18 protein-coding genes are annotated in these 22,556 nt (G+C 67.0%); 8 read left to right on the plus strand and 10 right to left on the minus strand.

The genetic code is table 11. From position 1 onward, the window contains the following. The first annotated feature begins 29 nt into the window (after positions 1–29). Positions 30–692, plus strand: a complete 663-nt coding sequence (locus D7X30_RS08850; protein WP_120562386.1) for a dienelactone hydrolase family protein — start codon at positions 30–32, stop codon at positions 690–692. A gap of 10 nt (positions 693–702) precedes the next feature. Here D7X30_RS08850 and D7X30_RS08855 read toward each other — a convergent pair whose 3' ends face one another. Then, positions 703–1,392 carry a response regulator transcription factor gene (locus D7X30_RS08855; RefSeq protein ID WP_120562387.1) on the minus strand — a complete coding sequence of 230 codons (690 nt, stop codon included), beginning with the start codon at positions 1,390–1,392 and terminating at the stop codon, positions 703–705. Positions 1,393–1,624: 232 nt separating this feature from the next. Here D7X30_RS08855 and D7X30_RS08860 point away from each other — a divergent pair, with 232 nt between their 5' ends. Both D7X30_RS08860 and D7X30_RS08865 read left to right on the plus strand, forming a co-directional pair. Then, positions 1,625–3,559 (plus strand): CheR family methyltransferase, encoded by a 1,935-nt coding sequence (locus D7X30_RS08860; protein ID WP_120562388.1) that lies wholly within the window; start codon positions 1,625–1,627, stop codon positions 3,557–3,559. Further along, on the plus strand, positions 3,556–4,809 hold the full coding sequence (locus tag D7X30_RS08865) for a sensor histidine kinase (protein WP_120562389.1): 1,254 nt from the start codon (positions 3,556–3,558) through the stop codon (positions 4,807–4,809). The genes D7X30_RS08860 and D7X30_RS08865 overlap by 4 nt, the downstream gene beginning before the upstream one ends. A gap of 10 nt (positions 4,810–4,819) precedes the next feature. Here the strand turns inward: D7X30_RS08865 and D7X30_RS08870 are convergent, their stop codons facing one another. Then, a complete protein-coding gene (locus D7X30_RS08870; protein ID WP_120562390.1) occupies positions 4,820–5,869 on the minus strand; it encodes a chemotaxis protein CheB in 1,050 nt (349 codons plus the stop codon). A gap of 115 nt (positions 5,870–5,984) precedes the next feature. Next, positions 5,985–6,404: a hypothetical protein gene (locus tag D7X30_RS08875; RefSeq protein WP_120562391.1), complete on the minus strand. Its 420-nt coding sequence runs from the start codon at positions 6,402–6,404 to the stop codon at positions 5,985–5,987. A 257-nt stretch (positions 6,405–6,661) separates the two neighbouring features. Between D7X30_RS08875 and D7X30_RS08880 the strand changes: the two genes are divergently transcribed. Next, positions 6,662–7,057, plus strand: coding sequence for a response regulator (locus tag D7X30_RS08880; protein WP_120548103.1), 396 nt, complete (start codon positions 6,662–6,664; stop codon positions 7,055–7,057). Between the two features lie 21 nt (positions 7,058–7,078). Here the strand turns inward: D7X30_RS08880 and D7X30_RS08885 are convergent, their stop codons facing one another. From D7X30_RS08885 to D7X30_RS08900, 4 genes are all read right to left on the minus strand, one after another. Beyond that, the gene (locus D7X30_RS08885) at positions 7,079–8,389 is read right to left on the minus strand and encodes an AarF/ABC1/UbiB kinase family protein (protein ID WP_120562392.1); all 1,311 of its coding nucleotides are present in this window, start codon (positions 8,387–8,389) and stop codon (positions 7,079–7,081) included. Positions 8,390–8,464: 75 nt separating this feature from the next. Then, the gene (locus tag D7X30_RS08890; RefSeq protein ID WP_233591466.1) at positions 8,465–10,324 is read right to left on the minus strand and encodes a serine/threonine-protein kinase; all 1,860 of its coding nucleotides are present in this window, start codon (positions 10,322–10,324) and stop codon (positions 8,465–8,467) included. A 659-nt stretch (positions 10,325–10,983) separates the two neighbouring features. Further along, the gene (locus tag D7X30_RS08895) at positions 10,984–11,463 is read right to left on the minus strand and encodes an SMI1/KNR4 family protein (RefSeq protein ID WP_120562394.1); all 480 of its coding nucleotides are present in this window, start codon (positions 11,461–11,463) and stop codon (positions 10,984–10,986) included. 4 nt (positions 11,464–11,467) lie between these two features. After that, the gene (locus D7X30_RS08900) at positions 11,468–12,109 is read right to left on the minus strand and encodes a hypothetical protein (protein WP_233591467.1); all 642 of its coding nucleotides are present in this window, start codon (positions 12,107–12,109) and stop codon (positions 11,468–11,470) included. 53 nt (positions 12,110–12,162) lie between these two features. On the opposite strand from D7X30_RS08900, the gene D7X30_RS08905 reads away from it, so the two are divergent. Both D7X30_RS08905 and D7X30_RS08910 read left to right on the plus strand, forming a co-directional pair. Next, positions 12,163–12,612 (plus strand): hypothetical protein, encoded by a 450-nt coding sequence (locus D7X30_RS08905; protein WP_120562395.1) that lies wholly within the window; start codon positions 12,163–12,165, stop codon positions 12,610–12,612. Positions 12,613–12,833: 221 nt separating this feature from the next. Next, positions 12,834–17,846 carry an ATP-binding protein gene (locus tag D7X30_RS08910; protein ID WP_120562622.1) on the plus strand — a complete coding sequence of 1,671 codons (5,013 nt, stop codon included), beginning with the start codon at positions 12,834–12,836 and terminating at the stop codon, positions 17,844–17,846. Between the two features lie 190 nt (positions 17,847–18,036). On the opposite strand, the gene D7X30_RS08915 is transcribed toward D7X30_RS08910, so the two are convergent. From D7X30_RS08915 to D7X30_RS42720, 3 genes are read right to left on the minus strand one after another with little or no spacing between them, the layout of a single operon-like run. Further along, entirely contained in the window at positions 18,037–18,981 is a 945-nt protein-coding gene (locus tag D7X30_RS08915) for a ribokinase (RefSeq protein WP_120562396.1), read from the minus strand. Beyond that, positions 18,978–19,679 (minus strand): dienelactone hydrolase family protein, encoded by a 702-nt coding sequence (locus D7X30_RS42715; protein WP_120562397.1) that lies wholly within the window; start codon positions 19,677–19,679, stop codon positions 18,978–18,980. Before D7X30_RS42715 ends, D7X30_RS08915 begins: the two co-directional genes overlap by 4 nt. Before the next feature lie 21 nt (positions 19,680–19,700). Next, the gene (locus D7X30_RS42720) at positions 19,701–20,372 is read right to left on the minus strand and encodes a phosphoribosyltransferase (protein WP_120562398.1); all 672 of its coding nucleotides are present in this window, start codon (positions 20,370–20,372) and stop codon (positions 19,701–19,703) included. 238 nt (positions 20,373–20,610) lie between these two features. On the opposite strand from D7X30_RS42720, the gene adh reads away from it, so the two are divergent. Together adh and D7X30_RS08935 are read left to right on the plus strand one after the other, a co-directional pair. Beyond that, the gene (adh, locus tag D7X30_RS08930; RefSeq protein WP_120562399.1) at positions 20,611–22,137 is read left to right on the plus strand and encodes an aldehyde dehydrogenase; all 1,527 of its coding nucleotides are present in this window, start codon (positions 20,611–20,613) and stop codon (positions 22,135–22,137) included. 8 nt (positions 22,138–22,145) lie between these two features. Further along, on the plus strand, positions 22,146–22,535 hold the full coding sequence (locus D7X30_RS08935) for a DUF779 domain-containing protein (protein ID WP_120562400.1): 390 nt from the start codon (positions 22,146–22,148) through the stop codon (positions 22,533–22,535). The last annotated feature ends 21 nt before the right edge of the window (positions 22,536–22,556 follow it).

The raw sequence follows: 22,556 nt of genomic DNA on the forward strand, positions 1-22,556 counted from the left end.
CGGCGCGCACGCATCTGGAGCGCGAGGTGATGGTGCCGGTGGATGACGCCGTCCTCGTCCGGGGACGGCTGGCGGTGCCCTCGGGGGCCGGGGGCGTGGTGGTGCTGGCGCGCGGCAGCGACAGCAGCCTCCAGAGTCCACGGCTCGCGCAGACCGCGCGCCTGTTCCAGGCGATGGGGCTGGGCACCCTGTTGATGGACCTGCTCACCCGCGAGGAGATGGAGGAGCGCAGGACCCGGCAGCTGCGCTTCAACGTGGGCCTCCTGGGCATGCGCATGGCGGGCGCGGCCCGTTGGCTCCGGCGCGAGGGCCCCACCGCGGGCCTGAACGTGGGCTACTTCGGCGCGCACACCGGCGCGGGCGCGGCGCTGTCGGCCGCGGCCTTCCGGCCTGATCAGGTGGAGGCCGTCGTGTCGCGTGGCGGCCGTCCGGACCTGGCAGGCGCGGTGCTGCCCAAGGTGCAGGCCCCCACCCTGCTGCTGGTGGGCGGCGCGGACACGCTGGGCCTGGACATCAACCGCCGGGCCTACGAGGCGCTCCGCGCCGACAAGCGCATGGACATCATCCCGGGCGCCACCCACCACTTCCAGGAGGACTCGGAGCTGGAGCAGGTGGCCGAGCTCGCCGGGGAGTGGTTCCTCCAGCACCTGGGCGACTCTCGGGACGGCGCGGAGGAAGCCGCGCCGCCCTGAGGGAGAGGCCTCAGGCCAGCACGGGGCGCGTCACGCCCAGCTCGCACGCCAACACCGCGAGCTGGGCGCGGTTCTCCGGCCCCAGCTTGCGGTAGATGCTCGTCAGGTGGGCCTTCACCGTGCGCTCGGTGATGCCCAGGTGCGCGGCGATCTTCAGGTTGTCCGCGCCGGCGGCCACGTAACCCAGCACCTCGCGCTCGCGCAGGGTCAACCGGGACAGCGCGGAGGCCGGCATCTCAAGGTCGTCCAGGTGCATGGCATTGGCGTGGAGCATGTCCACGGGCAGCAGCCGCTCGCCCCGGGCCACGCGGCCCACGGCCCGCACCACGTCATCGACACCCACGTTCAGCTTGCACAGGTAGCCCGCCGCTCCCGCCTGGAAGCAGCGCTCCACCACGTCCGGCTCCCGGTGTCCGGACAGCACCAGCGCGCGCACCTGCGGATGGAAGTCATGCAGGTACTTCAGCGCGTTCAATCCGTCCTCCGCGCCCTCGCGGCCCACGTGCTCCAACCGCAGGTCCACCACCGCCACGTCCGGCGCGGCCGCGCGCACGTTGGACAGGAACGAGCCTGTTTCCGCGCAACGGGCCACCACCTTCATTCCCGCGCCTTCGAGTAGGGCCACCAGGCTCTCGCGGAACACCTGCTGATCTTCCAGCAGTGCGACGCGGATCTCCCGCCCCGTTGAGTTCAATTCCATGGATGACACCCTCGCCTTCCCATCGATTGGTCATCACCCCCTGGGAAGGGATGTCCACCCTACGCCATCCCGCCGCCCCCTGTGAAACCACTCCCCGCATGAGGGCGGCCGAGGAGAAGGGCAGCGAACGTTTTGTCGTTCGAAACCCGGACGAGGAGTATGCCCAACGTTGTCTCTACGAGAGGAGAGTGCGGGTCTTGCCCGGTAAACATCACTGGGCTACTCCCTCCACATGGCGAACAAGCCCCCACGAGACAGTGAGCTCGAAGCCATCCTGGAGAAGGTCCGACAGGTGCGGAACTTCGACTTCCGCAACTACAAGCGGGCCACGCTGCAGCGGCGCATCGAGCGGCGCATGCAGGCCACGCGCTGCCGGAGCCGGGCTGCCTACCTGTCGCTGTTGGAGCGGGACCCCGCCGAGGTGAGCACGCTGGTCTCCTCCATGCTCATCAAGCTGACGTGCTTCTTCCGGGACCGGGAGGTCTGGCAGGCGCTGGAGCAGTGCGTGGCGGAGCTCGTGCGCCAGCGGCCGGACACGGAGCTGCGCATCTGGAGCGCGGGCTGCGCCACCGGCGAGGAGGCGTACTCGCTGGCCATCATCGCGGCGGAGGCGATGGGGCCGGGCTACCCGGGCGCGGAGCTGAAGGTGTTCGGCACGGACGTGGACGAGGACGCCATCGCCACCGCGCGCCGGGGCATCTATTCGCCGGAGCAGCTGGAGAACGTCTCCCCGGAGCGGCTGGCGCGCTTCTTCATCCGCACCGGCAACAGCTACACGGTGCGCAAGGAGATCCGCCGCGCGGTGGTGTTCGGCGTGAACAACCTGGTGTCGGACGCGCCGGTGTCGCGCATCGACATCATCCTGTGCCGCAACGTCTTCATCTACCTGGACTCGGAGCTGCAGAAGCGGGTGCTGGCGCGCTTCCAGTTCGCGCTGCGCCGCAACGGCCTGATGGTGTTGGGCCGCTCGGAGCTCATCCCCTTCGCGGCCCGGCTCTTCCGGCCCATCGACCTGGCCCGGCGCATCTACCGCAAGGACGGCCAATCGGAGGTGACCAGCACGACGCAGGACCGGCTGCCGCCGGAGCCCTCGTCCCTGCCGCGCATCCTCGAACCCAGCATGGACTTCGAGCGCTCGTTCCTGCGCAACCTCGTGGACTCGCATCCCTGTCCGCACATCGCCACGGACAACGACGGCACGGTGACGCTGTGGAGCCGCGCGGCGGCCCGGATGTGGAACCGCAACGAGGGCGAGATGCTGGGCAAGAAGCTGGCCGCGCTGGGCCTGCCGGGCCTCAGCGGCGACCTGCTCGTCGAACAGAGCCATCGCGTGCGCTCCGGCGCCTCCGAGCGCGAGGTGGACGACGGGATGATGGAGGTCGCCAACGCAGAGCCCCTCGCCCTGCGCATCCAGGTGGTGCCCCTGCGCGAGGCGGCGGGAGGCCGGCAGGGCCTGCTGTACATCGTCCACGACATCTCCCACCTGCGCGACGTGGAGCAGAACCTGCGCGCGGCGCAGGAGGAGCTGCAGGCCATGCAGCTGCGGATGCAGTCCTCCACGGAGGAGCTGCGCGCGTCCAACGAGGAGCTGGAGACGACCAACGAGGAGCTCCAGTCCGCGAACGAGGAGCTGCAGACGACCAACGAGGAGCTCCAGTCCACCAACGAGGAGCTGGAGACGACCAACGAGGAGCTGCAGTCCGCCAACTCGGAGCTGGACGCCACCAACCGCGAGCTGGCGCACCGCACGCTGGAGATGGACGCGCTCACCTTCTGCCAGCACACCATCATCCGCACGCTCTCCGCCGCGGTGCTGGTGCTGGACGGCGACGGCCGCATCACCACCTGGAACCTGGCCGCGGAGCGGCTGCTGGGCCTCACCGAGCGCGAAACGGTGGGCCAGCTGCTGTGGTCCCTGCACGTGCCCGCGCTCAAGCGCGCGCTGCTGCTCAAGCTGCGCCGCCACCTGCAGGAGAAGCGCTCGCTGCGCCTGGAGAGCATCCCCTACCAGCTGCCGCACGGGGGCAAGGGCAGCGCCACGCTGGTGGCCACGCCGCTCATCACCGACACGCACGTGCTGGGCTCCATCATCCTCTTCGAGGACACCACCCGGGCCACCGCCCTCCTGGAGGAGAACCGGACCCTGCAGGAGAAGCTCAAGGCATGAGCCCGCGCCGCGAGCCCCCGCCCGCCGCCGTCCCGGGCCCCAGCGTCCGGGAGTCCCAGGGGCTCTTGCGCAAGTACCGCGAGCTCATGAAGAAGCACACCGACCTGGTGCGCAAGCTGGGGGAGCACACCCGGCGGCAGGTCATCACCTTCAAGCTGTCGCGATGGGCGTTGGAGACCAACGACAGCGCGCTCGCGGTGATGAACACCACCAGCGTGGTGCTGGCCAACAGCCGCTGGCACGCGCTGGGACGGCTGCGTGGCCCCTGGCGGCGCGAGGAGGACGGCGCGGAGCGGATGGCCCTGCGCGACGTGGGCCAGGCGGAGGCCGCGGCGGTGATCGCGCTCAGCGAAGGCGCGCGTGTCACCCGCTACCGGCAGGCGCGCGAGGCCCAGCCCCGGGTGCTGGAGGTGCGCGCCGAGCGCGTCACCGGCCACATGCAGGGGCAGGTGCTGGTGCTCGCGCGCGACATCACCGAACAGGCGCGCGCCGAGGACGAGCTGGCGAACGCGCGCGCCACCCTGCTGGAGCGCGAGAAGGTGCGCGCCCTGGGCGAGCTGGCGGCGGGCACCGCGCACGACCTGCGCGCCACGCTCAACGCCATGCGGCTGCGGCTGGAGCTGCTCCAGCGCGACGTGGACCCCGCCGGCCAGGGCCAGCAGCACCTGGACGCGCTCGTGCGCGTCGTGTCCGACGCGGAGGCGCGCGTGGACCGGCTCCAGGACTTCTCCCGCCGCAAGCCCGGCACCATCCTGGAGCGCGTCAAGTTGACGGACGTGGTCCGCGACGCGGTGGACATCGTCCGGGGCGGCATCGAGCACCAGGCGCGCCAGGGCGGCCATCCCCTGCACCTGGAGGTGGAGCTGCCCGAAGGGCTTCCCCCGGTGTCCGGTTCGGCCATGGAGCTGCGCTACGTCATCATCAACCTGATCATCAACGCGCGTGACGCCATGCCCCGGGGCGGCGCCATCCACGTGCGGGCCTTCCGGTTCGGCAAGGCGGTGCGGGTCACGGTGAAGGACGAGGGCACCGGCATCCCGGAGGAGCACCTGCTGAACATCTTCAAGCCCTTCTTCACCACCAAGGGCGACAAGGGCACCGGCCTGGGGCTGTCCATGGCCCATGGCGTGGTGACGCAAGCGGGCGGCACGCTCACCGCGGCCAACCGCCCGGAAGGCGGCGCGGTGTTCACGCTCACCTTCCCCGCGATGAAGGCCGCTCCCGCCCCGCCGCGCGGCGGAGCGCGCTGAGCCTGGGGCCTCAGCCCATCTGCTTCGACTCGCCGGGCAGACTGGACTCCGCGGACGCGGCGCCGGACGGAGGCGCCGCGAGCACCGCCTGGCGCAGCAGCTGCACCTGGGCCTCGGCCGTGCGGGCACGCTCATCGAAGCGCAGCGCGGAACGTTCATGGCTGCGCTCCCGGGCCTGCGTCGCCAGCCGGCGCGACAGGGACGCGCTCTCCTCCAGCGCTCGCAGCGCGGCCCACATCGCGCCGTCCAGCTGGTTCTGCTGCGAGCCGGACAACGCCTCCGCCGTGTACGCATGGCCCGTGCGGCAGCGAAAGCGCAGCAGGCCGTCCTCCTCCAGTTCGAAGAGCACGCCTCCACAGTCGGGGCAGCCGTAATAGGACGGCTTCGCGTACTCCAGCGGGGAAGGCGGGTCGTCCATGGAGGGGATGTCCACCTTCATCGCCTTCACCTCCGTCTCCACCTGCCGCGACCGCTTGCGCGAGCGCGGCGCGGCGGGCGTGGCCACCAGCCGCGTCAGCAGCGCGCCCATGTCCTCCAGGGGCACGCAGTGGTCCACCGCCACGAACTCCAGCGCGCTCCGGGGCATGTCCGGACAGAGCGCGTCGCGCGGGTCCTGCACCACCGCCAGCCCCCCCTCCCGCTTTACCGCCAGGAGGCCACCGGTGCCGCAGTCCAACGCGCCGGTCAGCACCACGCCCACCACGCGCGGGCCGTGGGCACTCGCGGCCGAGCGGAACAATGGATCCACCGCCGGACGGTGCCCGTTCTCCTTGGGGCCCTTCATCACCCTCACGCGGCCCGGCTCCACCAACAGGTGTCTGTCATTGGGCGCCACGTAGATGCGGCCCGGCTCCAGGCCTTCCCCGTCCTGGGGATGGTGGGCCGGCAGCGGACCGGAACGGGTGAGGATCTCCGGCAGGTAGCTGCGGTGCTGCGCCGGCACGTGCAGCACCAGCAGCACGCAGGCCGCCAGGTCTCCGGGCAGCTGCCGCGCCAGCGCGGTCAGCGCCTCCACTCCCCCCATGGATGCGCCGATGACGATGATGTCGTGACGTTGCACGTGGCGCGTCTCCCTGTCGGCGCGCCAGGGGAGTCGGGCGCGTCTGTCTCAAGCTAGGCAGGGGCCCTGTCCCCGTGCAGCCCGGGACGGCGGGACACCGCCGCCTGGCCGGAGCTCAGGCGCTGTCCTCTGCTGGCGGCGGGCTGGCGGGCCCCTCGATGGGTGCCAGGTGCGCCTTCTGCCAGGACACCTGCGCCTCCGCTTCCGCCCGGCCCGCCTCGGCCTCCGCCCGGCGGGCCTGTGTCGCGTGGAGCGAGGCCTCGCGCTCCATCAGTTCCGAGTGGGTCTCCGCCCGTTGACCGTCGTGCCAGGCCCAGCTCCGCTCGTATTCGCTCCCGCCCAGCCGGGCCACGGCGTGATCCGCCAGCCAAACGGCCTTCAGCGCCTGGGCCCGCCGCGCGCAGGCTCGGGAGAGCGCGGCGTAGGCCTCCGCCTGTGCCTGTGCCGCCAGGGACTCCAGCCGCCGGGCCTCCGCGCGGACCTCCAGGGCATGCTCCCGCGAGTCCGGCTCCTGCACCTTCCACTGGGATGCCATGGGTACCTCCAGGTCGGACGGACACCCACCTGTCACGTGACGTGTGTCCACTCCAAGGCTAGGGACGAGCCCCCGGGCTGCCCACCCGGCGGGGCGAGGCATGTGGTTTCAATCGGAAGTTTCCAGAAAATTCCAGGGAGGGTGGCCAGAAGGGAGGGGGGTGGGTCATACTCGGGAAGTGCCTGGGTCCACTGTCTTCCTTGGGGCGGCATCCTGCCGACCGGGGCGCCCAACTGTCGGTTCCAGGGGGAGCCACCATGTCGGAGACCAAGATTCGCGTCCTCATCGTGGACGATGACCCGGACCAGCTCGCGCTGACGGAGCGCTCGTTGTCCTCGTACAACTTCGAGGTGCGCACCCACCGCTCGTCCCTGGGGGTCTCCAACCTGGTGCGCACCACGGCGCCGGACCTGGTGCTCCTGGACGTGAACATCCCCGCGCTGAGCGGCGACAAGGTGTTGGCGCTGGCCCGGCAGCAGGCCCCGGAGAACACCCGCTTCGTCCTCTACTCCGCCTCCGACGAGTCGAAGCTGCGCGCGCTGGCGCTGGCGGCGGGCGCGGACGGCTACCTGTCCAAGAGCACGCAGGGCGCGGACCTGGCGCGCAAGCTGGAGCGGCTGCACAAGCGCCCGCGCGTCGCCGCCGGCACGTAGCGCTCCGCGCTTGCACGGGGCTCACTCGCCCACGAGCGCGCCGACCTCCAGGAACACCTGCCGGAAGTCGCCCTGCGCGCCCACGAGGCGCAGGTTCTGGGCGAGCCCGCCGGTGGCGCGGAAGAACATCATCGCCTCCGGGGGCGGCCGGATGCGCATGATGCGCGCGGCGTTGCGCGTGAAGTGGTTGCGCATGTCGCGGTTGATGTCGCAGGTGCCGTAGTCATACGGCGCCGTGCGCATGGGCCGCCCGGCGATGTGGAGCACCTCGCGCAGGAGCACCTCGGCCTCCGCCTCCGGCAGCTCCACGGAGAAGCCCACCTCGCGGCACAGGCCCAGCACGTCCAGCGTCTCCAGCCGCAGCGCCTGCTGGAACATGCGGCGGTTGGCCGCGACGAAGCCCGGGCTGAAGCGCTTGATGGAGCCGAAGTCCAACAGGCCCATGCGCCCGTCCGGCATCACCATGAAGTTGCCGGGGTGGGGGTCGGCGTGGATTTCGCCCGCGTCCAGGAACGGCCCGTAGGTGGCGCGGATGAGCTGGCGCGCGACGCGGAAGCGCTCGGCGTCATCCGGCGACGTCGTCACCCAATCCTTGAGCGTCTGGCCTTCCAACAGCTCCAGCGTGAGCACGCGGTGGGCGCTGCGCTCCTCGATGACCTGGGGCACGTACAGGTCCGGCAGCCGCGCCACGCTCTTCGCGAAGCCCTGGGCGAGCTTCGCCTCCCGGCGGTAGTCCAATTCCAGCATGAGCTCGTCGCGGAGCTCCTGGAAGTAGGCGGTGCCGTCCATCATCCGCGACGTCTTGGACACCGTCTTCACGATGAGCCCCAGGTTGTCCATGTCGTGGCCCATGGACACGTCGATGCCGGGGTACTGCACCTTCACGGCGACAGGGCGGCCGTCGTGCAGCACCGCGCGGTGCACCTGGCCCAACGACGCGGCGGCGAGCGCGTCCGGGGAGAACTCCTTGAACAGCGCCTCCGGCGGCGCGCCCAGCTCCTCCTGCACCACGCGCGACACCTGCGCGTAGGACATGGCGGGGGCCTGGTTCTGCAGCCGGGCCATCATCTGCCGCACCTCTGGCGTGAGCAGGTCCGGGTCCATGGAGAGCGCCTGGCCCAGCTTCATGGCCGCGCCCTTCATCTCCCCCAGCGTGGCCACCAGCTTCTCAGCGGTGCCCAGGCTGAGCAGCTCCGTGGGGCTCGTCCCGGAGAGCTTCTTGGCCCCCGTCTTGAGCACCTCCGAGCCCACGTGCAGGGAGAGGCCCGCCAGCTTGCGCAGGCGGTTGAAGCGCCCCTGGGGCGGCAGCTTGTCGTCGGGTTCGGAAGCCATGGGAGAGCAGAGGATTAACGAAGACTCCTCTCCCATACGCAAGACGCCCCCGGGGTGGATGCGAGCCCGGCTCCCCTACCGGGGAGCGGCCGAGCCCCGCACCCGGGCCCGGAGGAAGCGCCAGCGCTTGAGCCCCTCCAGATCCAGGGGGTCCGCGCGGACCGCCAGCTCATAGGCGGCGAGCGCCTCCTCCAGCCGGCCCACGGACGCGAGCGCGTCTCCGGACAGGCGGTGGACGGCGGCGCGGCCCTCGCGGCCGGTGTTGCCCGCGAGGAAGCGGCGGCGGCACTGCTCCAGCATGGTGGCGGTGAGGCCCGCGGCGAGGCACCGCTCGATGCCCTCCACGTTGCCCAGCGTGGCGTCGTACTCCACGCGCCGCTCCACGTGGCCCAGCGTGTGGAGCGCTCCGGCCACGCGCTCCATCGCGCGGTCCACCTGGGCGCGCTGGCTGTCCGACAGCGGGCGGGCCTTGAGCAGCTCCAGCGCCCCGCGAGCGCGCTGGGCCGCGGTGCGCACGGACTCCAGCGTGGCGTCGCGCGGCAGCTCCAGCACGGCGTACGGGTCCCCGGCGAGCCGCCGGCGGAACCCCTGGAGGACTCCTTCCGCCTGCGCGTCCTCGGGCGTGGGGATGGCGGCGGTGGCGGCGGCCTGCGCGGACGTGGCGCGCGTGGCGTTGCGAAGCTGGGCCAGCTGGGCCTGGAAGGCGGGGCTGGCGTCGCGCAGCTGCACACCGAAGCCCGGGGACATGTTCCACGACTGGGCCTGCTCGGCGGTGACGTGGCGCACCACCTGCGCGGAGCACGGCAGCTCGCCGCCGGGCAGCCGCAGCACCAGCGACACGTCCGACAGGAGAGCGGGAGGCGGGGTGGCCAGTTGGAAGAAGAGGCCGGAGCGGCCCACCCACTCGCCCTTGAGCTCCACGGGGGCCTGCGTGCCCTGGCCGCGCATGAGCGCGGTGAGCGGCGGGGCGGTGGGCGCGGGCGGCGGCGCGAGCGACGCCTCCAGGGCCGCTCGCAGCTCCGCGGCGGAGGCGAAGCGGTGTTCGGGCCGCTTGGCCAGCGCGCGCAGGAGCACCCGCGACAGGGGCTCCGGCACGGCGGGGTTCAGTTCGTGCGGCGGGACGGGCTCCTTCTGCAGGTGGCCCACCAGGATTTCGGCTGCGGTGCGGCCGTAGAAGGGCACCTGGCCGGTGAGCAGCAGGTACGCCAGCACGCCGGCCGCGTAGAGGTCGCTGCGCGCGTCCACGATGCCGTCGCCGCACTGCTCGGGGGCCATGAACTCCGGCGTGCCCAGGAGGACGCCCACTTCGGTGGTCATCTCCCCGGCGGGGCGGGACAGCAGCTTGGCGATGCCGAAGTCGAGCAGCTTCACGCGCTGCTTGCCGCTGGGGCTGGGGACGAGGAAGACGTTGGCGGGCTTCAGGTCGCGGTGGACGATGCCGTGCGAGTGCGCGGCGCCCAGGGCGTCACACACCTGGGACATCAGGTCCACCACCAGCGCCGGGGCCATGGGGCCGCGGGCGAAGTTGGCCAGGCTGTCACCCTCCAGGTACTCCATGACGAGGTACGGGCGCCCGTCGCGAGAGTCCAGGTCGTAGAGGGTGACGACGTTCTCATGCTGCACGAGCGTGAGCGTGCGGGCTTCGGAGAGGAAGCGCGCGACGAGCTCCGGGGCCTGGGCCAGGTGCGCGTGGAGCACCTTGATGGCCACGCGCTTCTGGATGAGCGCGTGCTCCGCGAGGAACACGGTGCCCATGCCGCCGCGGCCCAGCTCGCGCACGATGCGGAAGCGGCCGAACTCCTGGCCCACGAGGGAAGGCACCACGGGCGTGGGAGACGACATGGGCGTGGGCGGAGCGGGCAGTGACGCCGCGGGTCCCGGCGGCGGCGTGCCGGCGTAGAGAAGCGTGCCGCCGTTGAGGTCCAGCCCGCGCATCAGCGTGGGACACGCCTCCGCGTCCGAGTGGGGCTGACCGCAGGAACAGATGAGAGGCGACTGGGCGAGCACGAGGGACCGGTAACCAGGGAAGGCGACGTGGGGGTGAGGACAGCGTCAGCGGCCGATGCGAGCGGTGTGCCAGGAGCCGGGGTTTTCCGGTTCGCGCGGACGGGTGCGCCAACCGGTTGATCCGCTTCGCTTTTGCGACACTCGGATGCGACCTGGGTCCCAGCTCATCGGCAGACACCCCTCGGTTACGGGGAGTTTTTACAGCCCCGGGACGGAACAGTTTTCCGCCCACCACATCCCAATACGTTCGGTCCGCAAGACCTTGGACGACTTCCGCTCCGCCTTCCCCTCAACCGCCGTGCCGCACCGCGAAAGTCCCTTCAAGATGACAGCACGCCGTGCGGGTTTCCAGTCCGCAGCGACACGAACACCCATGTTGGAAAACATCTCGTTCACTCTCGAAGAAAGCCGTGATTGCGCGGCTGGCTGAGGGAGCCTGGAAGCCCCTGTAGCGCGAGAGGAACGTACGGATCCGACTGTGTCCGGAGCCCGACAAATCGGCCTGGGATGAAGTGTCCTGCGTGGATGGCGGGGGTTTCCGGGCTTCTGGCGGGACGCGGCTGCGTGCGGTGGGGACGCGGGGTTCGTCACCCGTCCTGCATCAGATTCTTCAGCCAGAACCAGCGGCCGTTGGAGCGGAGCGCGCCCGCCAGGAACTCGGAGAACGAGCTGGCGATCCGAGGGCACTGCGTCGGATCCGGGAAGCCTTCGCGGAAGCCGTCGCGCAGGGAATAGCGGCCGTCGTGCTGCTGGCTCACGTCGAGCAGGACGTAGTTCCCATCGCGGACCTCGCAGAGGGCGTACCAGGACGCGGGCCCTGCATGGTCCGTGTCGGCCTGGCTCATGACGACCCGCGCGCGGCGAAGTTCGGACAGTGGAGGGAAGGAGAACGCGGGGTCGACGCGGTCGAACAGGTCCGCGCCGTCGCAGTGCAGGTAGAAGGCGCGGAGGTCCGGGTCCAGGCGCCATCCGACGCGTTGCTCGAAGGCATCAATCTGCGCGGGCGTCGCGGGAGGGCGTGCGTGGTGGAGGCGCGAGACCTCTTCGAGCAGGGCACTCATCGACATGGGGTTACTCGCCATAGGGGTAGCTCGGGCCCACGCCGGTCCACGGGGGCTGGTTCGCGTAGCACTGGGCATAGAGCCCGTTCAGCGTCTGATGGATGTCCTTGGGGAACGGGATGATGTTGTCCCAGTCCGTGGGGTTGCCACCATGGCTGAGGTCCCGGAGGTGGTGGCCCTGGTAGGGCTTCCCGTTGGCCTCGGTGGGCCATGCACCAAAGCGCTCGGCCCAGCGGCCTCGGAACCCGTCGCGGATGTTGTCCCAACGATCGCGGGCCGCGGCGTTCTGGGCCGCGGTGAGCGTGCCGTAGTTGCAGCAACAGTGCGTCATGCCGAACCGGCTTCCCGCTCGCACAATCGTACCCTCGAAGTCCATCTTCACGTCCGCGAGCCACATGCAGCCCTGAAGGACATAGCCGGTGCCAGAGCACTTCTCCCGGCAGTAGTCCATGAGTTGAGCGCTGCACTGCCAGGGGCCGTAGTGGATGACGGTGCGGAACTGGCCGCCACCGGGCACGTTCACCAAAGGGCCGACCCACTTCCGGGCATTGGGGGTGGGGGTGGGCGTCGGTCCTTCGGCGCATGAGGTGAGGAGCAAGACACTCACCAGCACCGTGAACTGCCACGTGAGCCCATTGCGTTTGATGGTCATGGATGCACCCTACAGTGCGAGCACACGCGCCTCCTCCCTGGTAGGAAAGAGGCATGCCGCTTCAGTTCGCAGGGGACTTCCGTGAACTCGACCCAGGCTCCGACGAGGGTCCGTCGATCGTGGAAGCGCTCGGGAAGATTCCGGAGGCGGAGCGCAGCCGGATCGGGCGCTATCTCGCGTCGGGCGTTGTCTTCACGGTCAGCAGTTGGCCGTACGCGGACTGGTTCACAGGGGAGAAGAACATTGCGCCCGCACGTACGCACACAGATGGCGTCTGGCACTGGCGGGCCGACCTTCCGTACTACGTCCTGCGTTACGGCGTCGCGCTTCCGGATGCGTTCCTGCGGCGCATGCAGGACCTGGACTGGAAGTGCCCGGTCCTGTCGCGGCAGGGACTGGACGCGTTCATGGAGCAACTGTCGTTCGAGGGCGAGGTTCAGCAGAAGCTGAGGAAGAAGGCGGGGGTGCGGCAGGCATTGGAGCGGCGACAGACCAAAAAGTGACTGCACAACCGTAGCGTGGTTCAGCCTGCGTAATTTCTTGCGCCTCCATCGAGAATCATCCTGCCGCGTGCGACGGCCAAGCAAAGCCTCTACCGTGCGCTTCGAAGGTTTCCTCCCTGTTCTTGGCTAGAAGGCCCGTCTCTGGCTGCTCAACCCAAAGCATCGCCCTCCACCTTCAACTCTGCCCTGCAGCCACACACCCCAAGATTACGAACCGAATCATGACCGACGGAATCTCCGCTCTTGAGGGCTTCGACTACCAAGCCATGACCGCGCTTGAGCTTATGCTTGAGCATTTCAAAGCCCACGGACCAACCGCTCGGGCTCGTCCGGAGGGCATCGAAGATCTCGATCTTGAATACAGAGACGATCAAGGGCTCGTTCATCGCATTCTCATCCAAATCAAGAAGCCCCGTCAGAACGCCGCAGGCTCTCGCACACCCACTCCATGGACCTTGAGTGGGGCACTTGAAGCCCTGCTTTCGCCCCGCTGGAACGAAATACAAAAAGCAAATACCCAAGTATGGTGGGTGCTTGGAGACTCCCTCGGCGACGACGTAAAAGCCTTGTTGGGTTCAAGTGACAACACCACCGTATGGGCAGCCCGCCGCGCTGCAGCCGAGTGGGTTGTCCGTGAGCAACGTGCTTCTGCGCAGGCAAAAGGCACGGCGAAGATCCAGGTCTGGGAAAGCCCTTTCCGCGCTGGGGCCCGGCCAGAGGGCAGCATCGACGATGCCCAAAAAAAGTGGACTGACAGCTTTGTGCGGCGAGCAAGTCAGGCTGGTTTTGACGCAACCACTATAACCAGCATGCAGAAGACCATTGCTCGCGCCCATATTATCCTCGAACAGTCCTTGCAGCGCGTAGCATGCCGCGCGCCCTTCGCGGATGCCGATGAACTTCGGGCCCGACTAACGACTTATCTTTCTGCACAGCTAGGGCTCAACGAACTAGACGTTCGCGACGTTGTGTTTCGCAACCTACGTGGTTTCATAGACGACGTGGCACGGTCTCGGGGAAAGTGGATTGATCATCCCGCGCTGGAGGGCGAGATTTTACGCGTGTGGCCCCGACGAATCGCCACTGTGCTGCCTCCGCCACTGCCGAAGCCGCATCTTCTTCGCCCCGCATGGACTCGCGCACTAGCCAAGCAAACGGGAGCGGTGGTTGGCCCGTCTGGCGCAGGCAAGACTACGTCAGCGACTGAATTGTTCCACAAACTCCGCGAGACTGAGCCCGACACGGCGGTTCTTTACGCAGAAGTCCGGAACGATACGACGTGGCAAGGCGTTCTGGAGGGAGTGGCTTACGCACTGGGACGCAGAGGAGAAACAGCTCCGTATAAACTGTTACCATCGCTCCGAGACGGCGACGACAAGGCACTGATCGATTTGGCCGATGAACTCGAAGCCTACGCGACGCCTGTTGCTTTGCTGGTAGACCTCATCGACGGCACTGCGTCAAAAAAGTTTATCCGCGATCTCGCTCGATTTGCTCAGCGATTTCCGGCCGCGCCAAAGACCCGACTGTGGGTGTTCGGGCAAGAGGATGCACTTGCGGAGCTCTCCAATACGGAGCGCGCCACCCGGCACCTCCCATGCGTTTCAATTCCAGGCTTCGCCTGGGAAGAGTTTCTCGACCTTGCTCAGCTCCACAGATTCAAGACTCAATCAACTCTCCACTCCGTATATGAGGCACTCGCCTCAGGACGAACAGCCGGCGTCCCACCACGTGTCGCCGATGCCGTTCTGCGGCTTGGGACAGTGGAGTCAGCCCTAAAGGCTGCGATGTCCAGCGATGTACTCCTCGCCGCTGATACGACTCGATATGAAGGCCTATCGCCCAGGGCTCAAGAAGCACTTGGAGCACTCGCATGTATCGCTCACCCGTTTCAAGAGGATGACGCTGAGACCACTTTCCCTAGCGTCGCCGTGAAAGCAGGCATCCGCGCGGGAACTAGCGTCGGATTGCTCCATTCGCTGGGTGATGGCAGATTCGAGTTTCACGAGACGGTCCGCCGCAACATCCTTGCTCAACTCCCTCGGTCCACTCAAATCGCTCACCATGCCCGATTGGCAGACGTGAACGCACAGAGAGGTGATCATGTCCTTGAGTCCCATCATGCTGAAGCGGCCGGCCTTGTTGCTAGGGCCCGGGAAGCCGGCCGTACCGCGTTTTTTGATTGGCACACCGCAGACCGCATCGCACAAAGAGCAGTGGCGCGCAATTGGGTGAGTCCTGCCGAAACACTGTCGCTCCTTCGCAATGCGCCAAAACACTCATCCGGTTGGTGGCTTGCGCTACATCGAGGCATCGATGACATAACCGCCCAAGGTCTTCTCAACTGGTGGCGTGAAGAAGTACGTCACCAAGGCCCGAGCAATGCTCTTTGGTCAGTACCGCGCGCGCTACTAGCCAGTCGACCGGATCTGCTCCTCGACCTGCTCAATATAGCGGCGAGAAGTCCACAAGAAGATGGCCAGCATCACGGAGCAGTCGCACTTGGCCTCGCATGTCGGAATGGCGAACTCAACGAGGAAGCGGTTCTCGAACGATTTGAGAATGCATCTGCAGATGACCGCCAAGTACTGGCTGACACTTTGCGCTACATTGGCACTCCTAAATGCTTAGCTCGGTGGCTTGCATACGTAATCGAGACAAAAAAAGAACCAACACTTCATGCAAGCCTCTCTCCACTTTCCGAAGCACATGTGCTCGCCATTGTGGACGCCCTACCCGACTTAGAGCCGGCGGCGTTGATGGTGCGAAACGATTGGGGGTTCGGGACTGCCACTCCTTTCTTATGGATGCATCATAAGGCCATTGGCGAAGGAGCAGTTCGACTGCTCCAAGACACTGGACTTGCACCGCAGCGAGCAGCCGTCGCAATACGGTTGCTCGGACTGACGGGCCGCGACGAGCTACTCGACAGTTCCCGGCGATGGGGGCGGCACCCCAGCAACGCACAGGACGTTGCGCTCACTGCGCCACTCTTGGTTAACGCGGATGCATGGCGCGAGGAACTCAGCCGCCTAGCTGTTGATCCTTCCGTCGACGCGTTGACCCAAGTTAATGCCTACGGGATATACGCACAATCGGGAGAGGGCGGTGAACTCTTACTCGAAAAGCTCGTGCGGATGTCACCGGGACTTGAGTGTGCGTGCCGTTGGATTGCAGGAATGTCGTTCGTTTCGAGACCGTCACTTTTCGCCCTAGACATTCTGCTCGAAGATTTCACACGTGGCGGCAAAGGGCAGGTCGATCTCTTGTCCGGGTCCGCGCTCATGCGTGCCTCCTATTTCGCAGATGGCCCTCACGCAAAGGCCGTCGCCGAGCGCCTAGTCCCGCTTTTGGACAACCACTCCAACAACATACGAATTGCGACCCTACATGTCCTCACAATGCTCCGACAACCGATCGCCCGAGAGGCCTGTGTCAGACTGGCGCGACTGGAGGCTGGCAACCCAATCGGGAGCATGGCCGCCATCGCAGCAAGCTCCAGTCGACCAGAACAACTATCAGACGTTCGCGAAGCGATAGAAGCGAATCCGAGTTCTTGCTGGATGCTCTCCACACTGGCTGCTCGGCTCAACGACACAGGCGTCACATCCTACCTCATAACAGAGGCAAAGGATGCTCTTCGACCATGGACGGCACGAAGACGCGCTCTCCAGGCGTTAGAACGGTTGCCGTACACGCCAGAAATCGACATCACTGTCGACTGCATTCTCAAAGAGCAACTACTGCTGGGCCGGACTGATTCGTTCGACGGACAAGCATCCACAACCATCTTAGAACTAATGCAAATTCACACCGGATACTTCATCAAACTTCTCCAGCAAGACAAAGAACACTTCGTACGCAAACTTACATCAGACATCCAGGCCAGATTTACGCTTCAGAATATTGACACCTGCCTCCGACTCATATGGCACACCGTACGTGTCGAAGTCTCAGGAGGTTCGTCTTTTAAAAAGGCAGTCAATTCAGTGATCAACAGGATACAAACCTCGCAGGTACAGTCCGCAGCCCTCCGAGTCGCTCGCACCTTCAATAAAGTAGACATCCTAGAGCGCACCTTGGCCACCAGCGATGCTCCATGGATTGTTGTTCGAGCACTTGTGGAGCGTACGAATGCAGAGCCGCGAACCCCAATCGACGCGGCACACTGGGCGCAACTTGTCTCTGATGGGCCGTGCGGCGCGAACTTGTCGCTGCGAATTGCGCTGGGGAACGTGCTGGAGCCATTTCGATCCTCCGACAGGAGGCCACGATCCCCAATTGTCATGCGCAACTCGTCGCCTCAAATCCTCACCGCCATAGATCTCCATGCATTGCTCGACAAGATGCAACCGGCTCCGCCGGATGCTCGCATTGCCGACATGGACGACGCGTCGTTGACATCACTAATCGATCGACTCGACTTCAAGGACGACGACATCGTTGAACTGGATAAAAACACAAATGACGCCGCACGAGTCTCCCTGACTATTAACGGAGCTACTCTAAATGGACCACGCAAACGTTCTACGGGACGCACGGGTAACCGGCCAGGGATTAGAGCGCGCTTGACTGCGCGATTCCCTGAGCGAGTCCCCACAGCGTGGATGAACAGCCCACTACGGGGATATGGCTTCATATCGAGCCTCATCGAAGCCTTGGCAAATGAAGGCAATCCAAAGCGTGCCCTCGCCATCTTGCGTCCGTTGTCTGGCGATATAACGGATATTATTGGACCACGCTCCAACATCTACCGCCTTGGCCACATTGCAGACGATGCTCTCGTCAATTGGCTCAACAGTTTTGCTGGAGTTGGCGGGGGTGCGGAAGTTGCTGCATTGGCGTCATTCGCAAGTCAAGTTTCAGCCGACGCCGTGCTGCCATTGTTGTGGCGATTGATGTGCCGAATCAAAGGTCGCATCTCAGGGCACAATGCCACAACCTTCCGAGGTGTCGATGACCCATGGCAACGGGCATTCGTCAACATCCTCCATGCCAAACGCTTGCGTGATGTTTCTGGTGCAGGCGAGTGGCTCGTCATGATGACCATGCAGACACCACGCTCTGTTGTTCGAGAAACCATCATCGAAGCAATGGCATCATTTCCATCAACATGGTCCATCGTGGAAGCCGAGGCACAGCAGGGGTCAGACTACACGCATCGGCCAAAGCCGGTGTTCCTGCTAGCCGAAGAAGTGGCTCACGCACTTTTCCGGAAAATCCGAGACAATTAGCCCCCCCACCACCAGACATCCTTTCACAAGGCACGCCTGTTGTTCCGCCTCTGCGGGTGAAGCATCCCAGTACTTTGACCGGAATACCATTGGGCAATAAATGTCGTCCGCACGGCTCACGCCCCAGCACGCCGACATTCCCCGAAAGAGACATGGTGAAACAGCGGACGATGTGTCTCGACTGCCTTCGCTACGCAGGCGCGGGCCGCACGTCTGGCACCACGTCCGCGAGCAGGCCCTCCACTTCATCCCGGTAAGGCAGTCCCGCCTGCGCCCCCAGCCGTGTCGTCGCGATGGCGGCGGCGGCGTGCGCGAAGCGCGCGGCGGAGAGCAGCGGCTGGGATTCCGCCAGGGCGACACAGAGCGCCGCGCAGAACGCATCCCCTGCTCCAGTGGTATCCACCGTGTCCACCGGAAGCTCCGGCAGCCACGCCTCCTCCTCCCGCGACACCAGCAGACTGCCACCGGGCGCGGCGATGATGGCCGCTCCCACTCCGCGCATCAGCAGGTTGCGGGCGGCTCTCCGCGCGGAAGCACGACCATGCACCGCGATGCCTGTCAGTATCCGCGCCTCGGAGGCGTTGGGCCGGATGACGTGCACATCCTCCAGCAACACCTCCGGCAGCGGCACGGCGGGCGCGGGATCCAACACCACCCGGACTCCGGCCGCTCGCGCCAAACGGACCGCGGCCTGGGCCGCGGCCAGCGGCACCTCCAGCTGCACGAGCAACACCTTCGCGGTGGCGATCCGCTCCGCACTCCTCAACACATCCCGGATGGACAGTCTGTGATTGGCGCCCGGCGAGAAGAGGGTCTGCTTCCTCCCGGCTCCATCCACCATCACCAGCACCGCGCCCGAGGGCGCATTCGGATCCGGCACCACTCCCTCCAGCGCAACGCCTTCCCGCTCCAGCAACGCCACCTGCCTCAGGCCGCGCCCATCCGTCCCCACCCGCGCCACCAGCGAGGCACGCGCCCCCAGCCTCACGGCGGCCACCGCGCCGTTGGCCCCCTTTCCTCCGAGCGCCTCCTGGAAGACGTCGCCCTCGGCGCTGCCTCCCGGCTCCGGCAGCGACGGCCCGCGCACCAGGTAGTCCGTAGCCACGCCCCCCACCACCACGATGTGCGGGCTCATGGCGGCGCCTCGCCGGACGGACGCTCCCGTGCGGCCGTGGCCAGGTGCTGGAGGAACCAGCCCCGGGCCAGCCGGGCCGCCTGCTCCAGCGTCCCCGGCTCCTCGAAGAGGTGGGTCGCCCCAGGGACAATCTCCAGCCGCTTGTGCGTGCGCAGCGCCTCCAGTGCCTCCTGGTTGAGCGCAATCACTTGCGTGTCATCTCCACCCACGATGAGCAGGGTGGGCGCCCGCACCGCCGGCAGCACGGCGCCCGCGAGGTCCGGACGGCCACCCCGGGACACCACCGCCTGGAAGGCTTCGGGCATCCGCCCCGCCGCCACCAGCGCCGCTCCCGCTCCCGTGCTCGAACCAATCAGCCCCAGCGGCTGGCCCCCCAGCCCCGGCACCCGCGCCAGCCACCGAGTGGCCCCCACGAGCCGCCGCGCCAGCAATTCGATGTCGAAGCGCAGGTGCCGCGTCCACCGCTCGGCCTCCTCCTCCCCTGGCGTGAGCAGGTCCATGAGCAGGGTCGCCAGCCCCGCCTGCTGCATCACTCTCGCGACGTACTGGTTGCGCGGGCTGAAGCGGCTGCTGCCGCTGCCATGCGCGAACAGCACCACGCCCGAAACCGGCTCCGGCACGCTCAGCGTTCCGTCCAACCAGACACCGGGCTCCGCCTCCAGCCGCACCGCGTGCTCCGAAATTCTGTATTCAGCCATGTTTCAACCCTCCGCCGGACTTCACGGCGCCACCGGGGCAGCCTCTTCACCTTGCGCCGCGCGCGCCAGCAGCTCGCGCACCTCGTCGTCGGTGGTCTGCGTGAAGTCCTCGAACCATTGGCCCACCGCGTAGAACGGCGCTGGGGTGTGGACGCAGACGACCACGTCCGCTTCGCGCTCGAACTCCGCGCACGTCTCCGGCGCGCCCACCGGCACGCCCACCACGATGCGCGCGGGCTTCTGACGACGAAGCGCCCGGAGCGCCGCCCTCATGGTGGAGCCCGTGGCCAGCCCGTCATCCACCAGGATGACCGTCCGCCCTTCGACCCGCGCGGGCGGCCTGCCCTCACGGAAGAGATGCTCCCGCCGGGCCAGCTCCCGCGTCTCACGCTCCGTGGCCGCGGCGATGGCCGACCGGGGAATCCCCAGCCTTCGCACGACGCCCTCGTTGAGGACCGTGACGCCGCCCGTGGCGATGGCCCCCATGGCCAGCTCCTCGTGCCCCGGTGTGCCGAGCTTGCGCACCATGAACACGTCCAGCGGCACCCCGAGAATCCGAGCGACCTCGAAACCCACGGGCACACCGCCGCGCGGCAGCGCCAACACCAACAGGTCACCGCCTCCGCCAAGCAGGACGCGGAGCCGTTGGCCCAACGCACGGCCGGCGTCGACGCGGTCTCGAAACAATTGCATGGCGTGCCCCCAGTGAGGTCCTCCTCCTTGAGGTGGAAGACATGCCTGACGGCAGCAAGGGCACCCTGCCCGCTCGCTCGCATCACGCCCGAGTGACTTCGCACCCGATTCCGCGATCAACCATTAACAAACATTTACATCCGACTTCCTGCGCGTAACGCGAAGCGTCACCTGTCTATGGTCTGTTCCGCGTCAAACCCCCGTAGGAGTGCGTCAAAACCCAACGCAGGGAGTCCCCATGTCGAAGGTCTATGAAGCTCCGGGTCAGAAGGGCAGCAAGGTCGAGTACAAGAGCCGTTACGGCAACTACATCGGCGGTGAGTTCGTCCCGCCCGTGAAGGGCCAGTACTTCGAGAACATCAGCCCCGTCACCGGCCGCCCCTTCTGCGAGATTCCCCGCTCCACGGCGGAGGACATCGAGAAGGCGCTCGACGCCGCGCACAAGGCGAAGGACGCGTGGGGCCGCACCGCCGCCGGCGAGCGGGCCAACATCCTGCTGAAGATCGCCGACCGCATGGAGCAGAACCTGGAGATGCTCGCCGTCTCCGAGACGTGGGACAACGGCAAGCCCATCCGCGAGACGCTCGCCGCGGACCTGCCGCTCGCCATCGACCACTTCCGCTACTTCGCCGGTTGTATCCGCGCGCAGGAAGGGTCGCTCAGCCAGCTGGATGACAACACCGTCGCCTACCACTTCACGGAGCCGCTCGGCGTCGTGGGGCAGATCATCCCGTGGAACTTCCCGCTGCTCATGGCCGCGTGGAAGCTGGCCCCCGCGCTCGCCGCCGGCAACTGCGTGGTCCTCAAGCCCGCGGAGCAGACCCCCGTCACCATCCTCAAGTTCGCGGAGCTGGTGGGCGACCTGCTTCCCCCCGGCGTGCTCAACATCGTGAACGGCTTCGGCATCGAGGCCGGCAAGCCGCTCGCCAGCAACAAGCGCATCGCGAAGATTGCCTTCACGGGTGAGACGACCACCGGCCGCCTCATCATGCAGTACGCCTCCGAGAACATCATCCCCGTCACCCTGGAGCTGGGCGGCAAGTCCCCCAACATCTTCTTCGAGGACGTCTTCGCCAAGGACGACGACTTCGCCCAGAAGGCGCTGGAGGGCTTCGCCATGTTCGCCCTCAACCAGGGCGAGGTCTGCACCTGCCCGTCCCGCTCGCTGGTCGCCGAGCGCTTCTACGACGAGTTCATCGCCAAGGCCGTGGAGCGCACGAAGCGCATCGTGCAGGGCAACCCCCTGGACGTCACCACGCAGATTGGCGCGCAGGCGTCCAATGATCAGCTGGAGAAGATCCTCAGCTACCTGGACATCGGCAAGAAGGAGGGCGCCAAGGTGCTGACCGGCGGCGGCCGCAAGTCGCTGTCCGGCGCGCTGGCGGAGGGCTACTACGTGGAGCCCACCATCTTCGAGGGCCACAACAAGATGCGCGTGTTCCAGGAGGAGATCTTCGGCCCCGTCGTCGCGGTGGCGAAGTTCAAGGACGCCGAGGACGCGCTCGCGATGGCCAATGACACACTCTACGGACTGGGCGCCGGCGTGTGGACGCGTGACAACAGCACCGCGTACCGCATGGGCCGCGGCATCCAGGCGGGCCGCGTCTGGGTGAACTGCTACCACCTGTACCCCGCGCACGCGGCGTTCGGCGGCTACAAGCAGTCCGGCATCGGGCGTGAGACGCACAAGATGATGCTCAATCACTACCAGCAGACGAAGAACCTGCTCGTCAGCTACGACCCGAAGCCCATGGGCTTCTTCTAGGCCGCCCCATGCCCGTGCCGCGCGTCGAGGTCACGCCGGCCGCCGAGGCCCTGCTCCGCAAGATGCAGGGCCTTCACGGTCCGCTCCTCTTCCACCAGTCCGGCGGCTGCTGCGACGGCAGCGCGCCCATGTGCTTCCCGCGCGGCGACTTCCGCGTGGGACAGGAGGACGTGTACCTGGGTGACATCGTCCGCACGCCCTTCTACATGTCCGGCCCGCAGTTCGAGCTCTGGCGCCACACCCACCTCACCGTGGACGTGGTGCCCGGTCGCGGCAGCGGCTTCTCCGTCGAAGCCCCCGAAGGCGTGCGCTTCCTCATCCGCTCACGCCTGTTCACCGACGACGAGTACCGCGCGCTCGAACAGGAAGGGCCCCCGCCCAAGGGACCCCAGCACTGAAGGCCGCGCCCTTAGCCTCCC

This window comes from Corallococcus sp. AB011P (genome assembly GCF_003611605.1).
Lineage (GTDB): Bacteria > Myxococcota > Myxococcia > Myxococcales > Myxococcaceae > Corallococcus > Corallococcus coralloides.

What these genes read in the sequence shown, in the direction of transcription:
- D7X30_RS08850 (WP_120562386.1), top strand. Translation starts at nt 30, where the DNA reads ATGGTGCCGGTGGATGACGCCGTCCTCGTCCGGGGACGGCTGGCGGTG.
- D7X30_RS08855 (WP_120562387.1), bottom strand. Translation starts at nt 1,392, where the DNA reads ATGGAATTGAACTCAACGGGGCGGGAGATCCGCGTCGCACTGCTGGAA.
- D7X30_RS08860 (WP_120562388.1), top strand. Translation starts at nt 1,625, where the DNA reads ATGGCGAACAAGCCCCCACGAGACAGTGAGCTCGAAGCCATCCTGGAG.
- D7X30_RS08865 (WP_120562389.1), top strand. Translation starts at nt 3,556, where the DNA reads ATGAGCCCGCGCCGCGAGCCCCCGCCCGCCGCCGTCCCGGGCCCCAGC.
- D7X30_RS08875 (WP_120562391.1), bottom strand. Translation starts at nt 6,404, where the DNA reads ATGGCATCCCAGTGGAAGGTGCAGGAGCCGGACTCGCGGGAGCATGCC.
- D7X30_RS08880 (WP_120548103.1), top strand. Translation starts at nt 6,662, where the DNA reads ATGTCGGAGACCAAGATTCGCGTCCTCATCGTGGACGATGACCCGGAC.
- D7X30_RS08885 (WP_120562392.1), bottom strand. Translation starts at nt 8,389, where the DNA reads ATGGCTTCCGAACCCGACGACAAGCTGCCGCCCCAGGGGCGCTTCAAC.
- D7X30_RS08890 (WP_233591466.1), bottom strand. Translation starts at nt 10,324, where the DNA reads ATGCGCGGGCTGGACCTCAACGGCGGCACGCTTCTCTACGCCGGCACG.
- D7X30_RS08895 (WP_120562394.1), bottom strand. Translation starts at nt 11,463, where the DNA reads ATGTCGATGAGTGCCCTGCTCGAAGAGGTCTCGCGCCTCCACCACGCA.
- D7X30_RS08900 (WP_233591467.1), bottom strand. Translation starts at nt 12,109, where the DNA reads ATGACCATCAAACGCAATGGGCTCACGTGGCAGTTCACGGTGCTGGTG.
- D7X30_RS08905 (WP_120562395.1), top strand. Translation starts at nt 12,163, where the DNA reads ATGCCGCTTCAGTTCGCAGGGGACTTCCGTGAACTCGACCCAGGCTCC.
- D7X30_RS08910 (WP_120562622.1), top strand. Translation starts at nt 12,834, where the DNA reads ATGACCGACGGAATCTCCGCTCTTGAGGGCTTCGACTACCAAGCCATG.
- D7X30_RS08915 (WP_120562396.1), bottom strand. Translation starts at nt 18,981, where the DNA reads ATGAGCCCGCACATCGTGGTGGTGGGGGGCGTGGCTACGGACTACCTG.
- D7X30_RS42715 (WP_120562397.1), bottom strand. Translation starts at nt 19,679, where the DNA reads ATGGCTGAATACAGAATTTCGGAGCACGCGGTGCGGCTGGAGGCGGAG.
- D7X30_RS42720 (WP_120562398.1), bottom strand. Translation starts at nt 20,372, where the DNA reads ATGCAATTGTTTCGAGACCGCGTCGACGCCGGCCGTGCGTTGGGCCAA.
- adh (WP_120562399.1), top strand. Translation starts at nt 20,611, where the DNA reads ATGTCGAAGGTCTATGAAGCTCCGGGTCAGAAGGGCAGCAAGGTCGAG.
- D7X30_RS08935 (WP_120562400.1), top strand. Translation starts at nt 22,146, where the DNA reads ATGCCCGTGCCGCGCGTCGAGGTCACGCCGGCCGCCGAGGCCCTGCTC.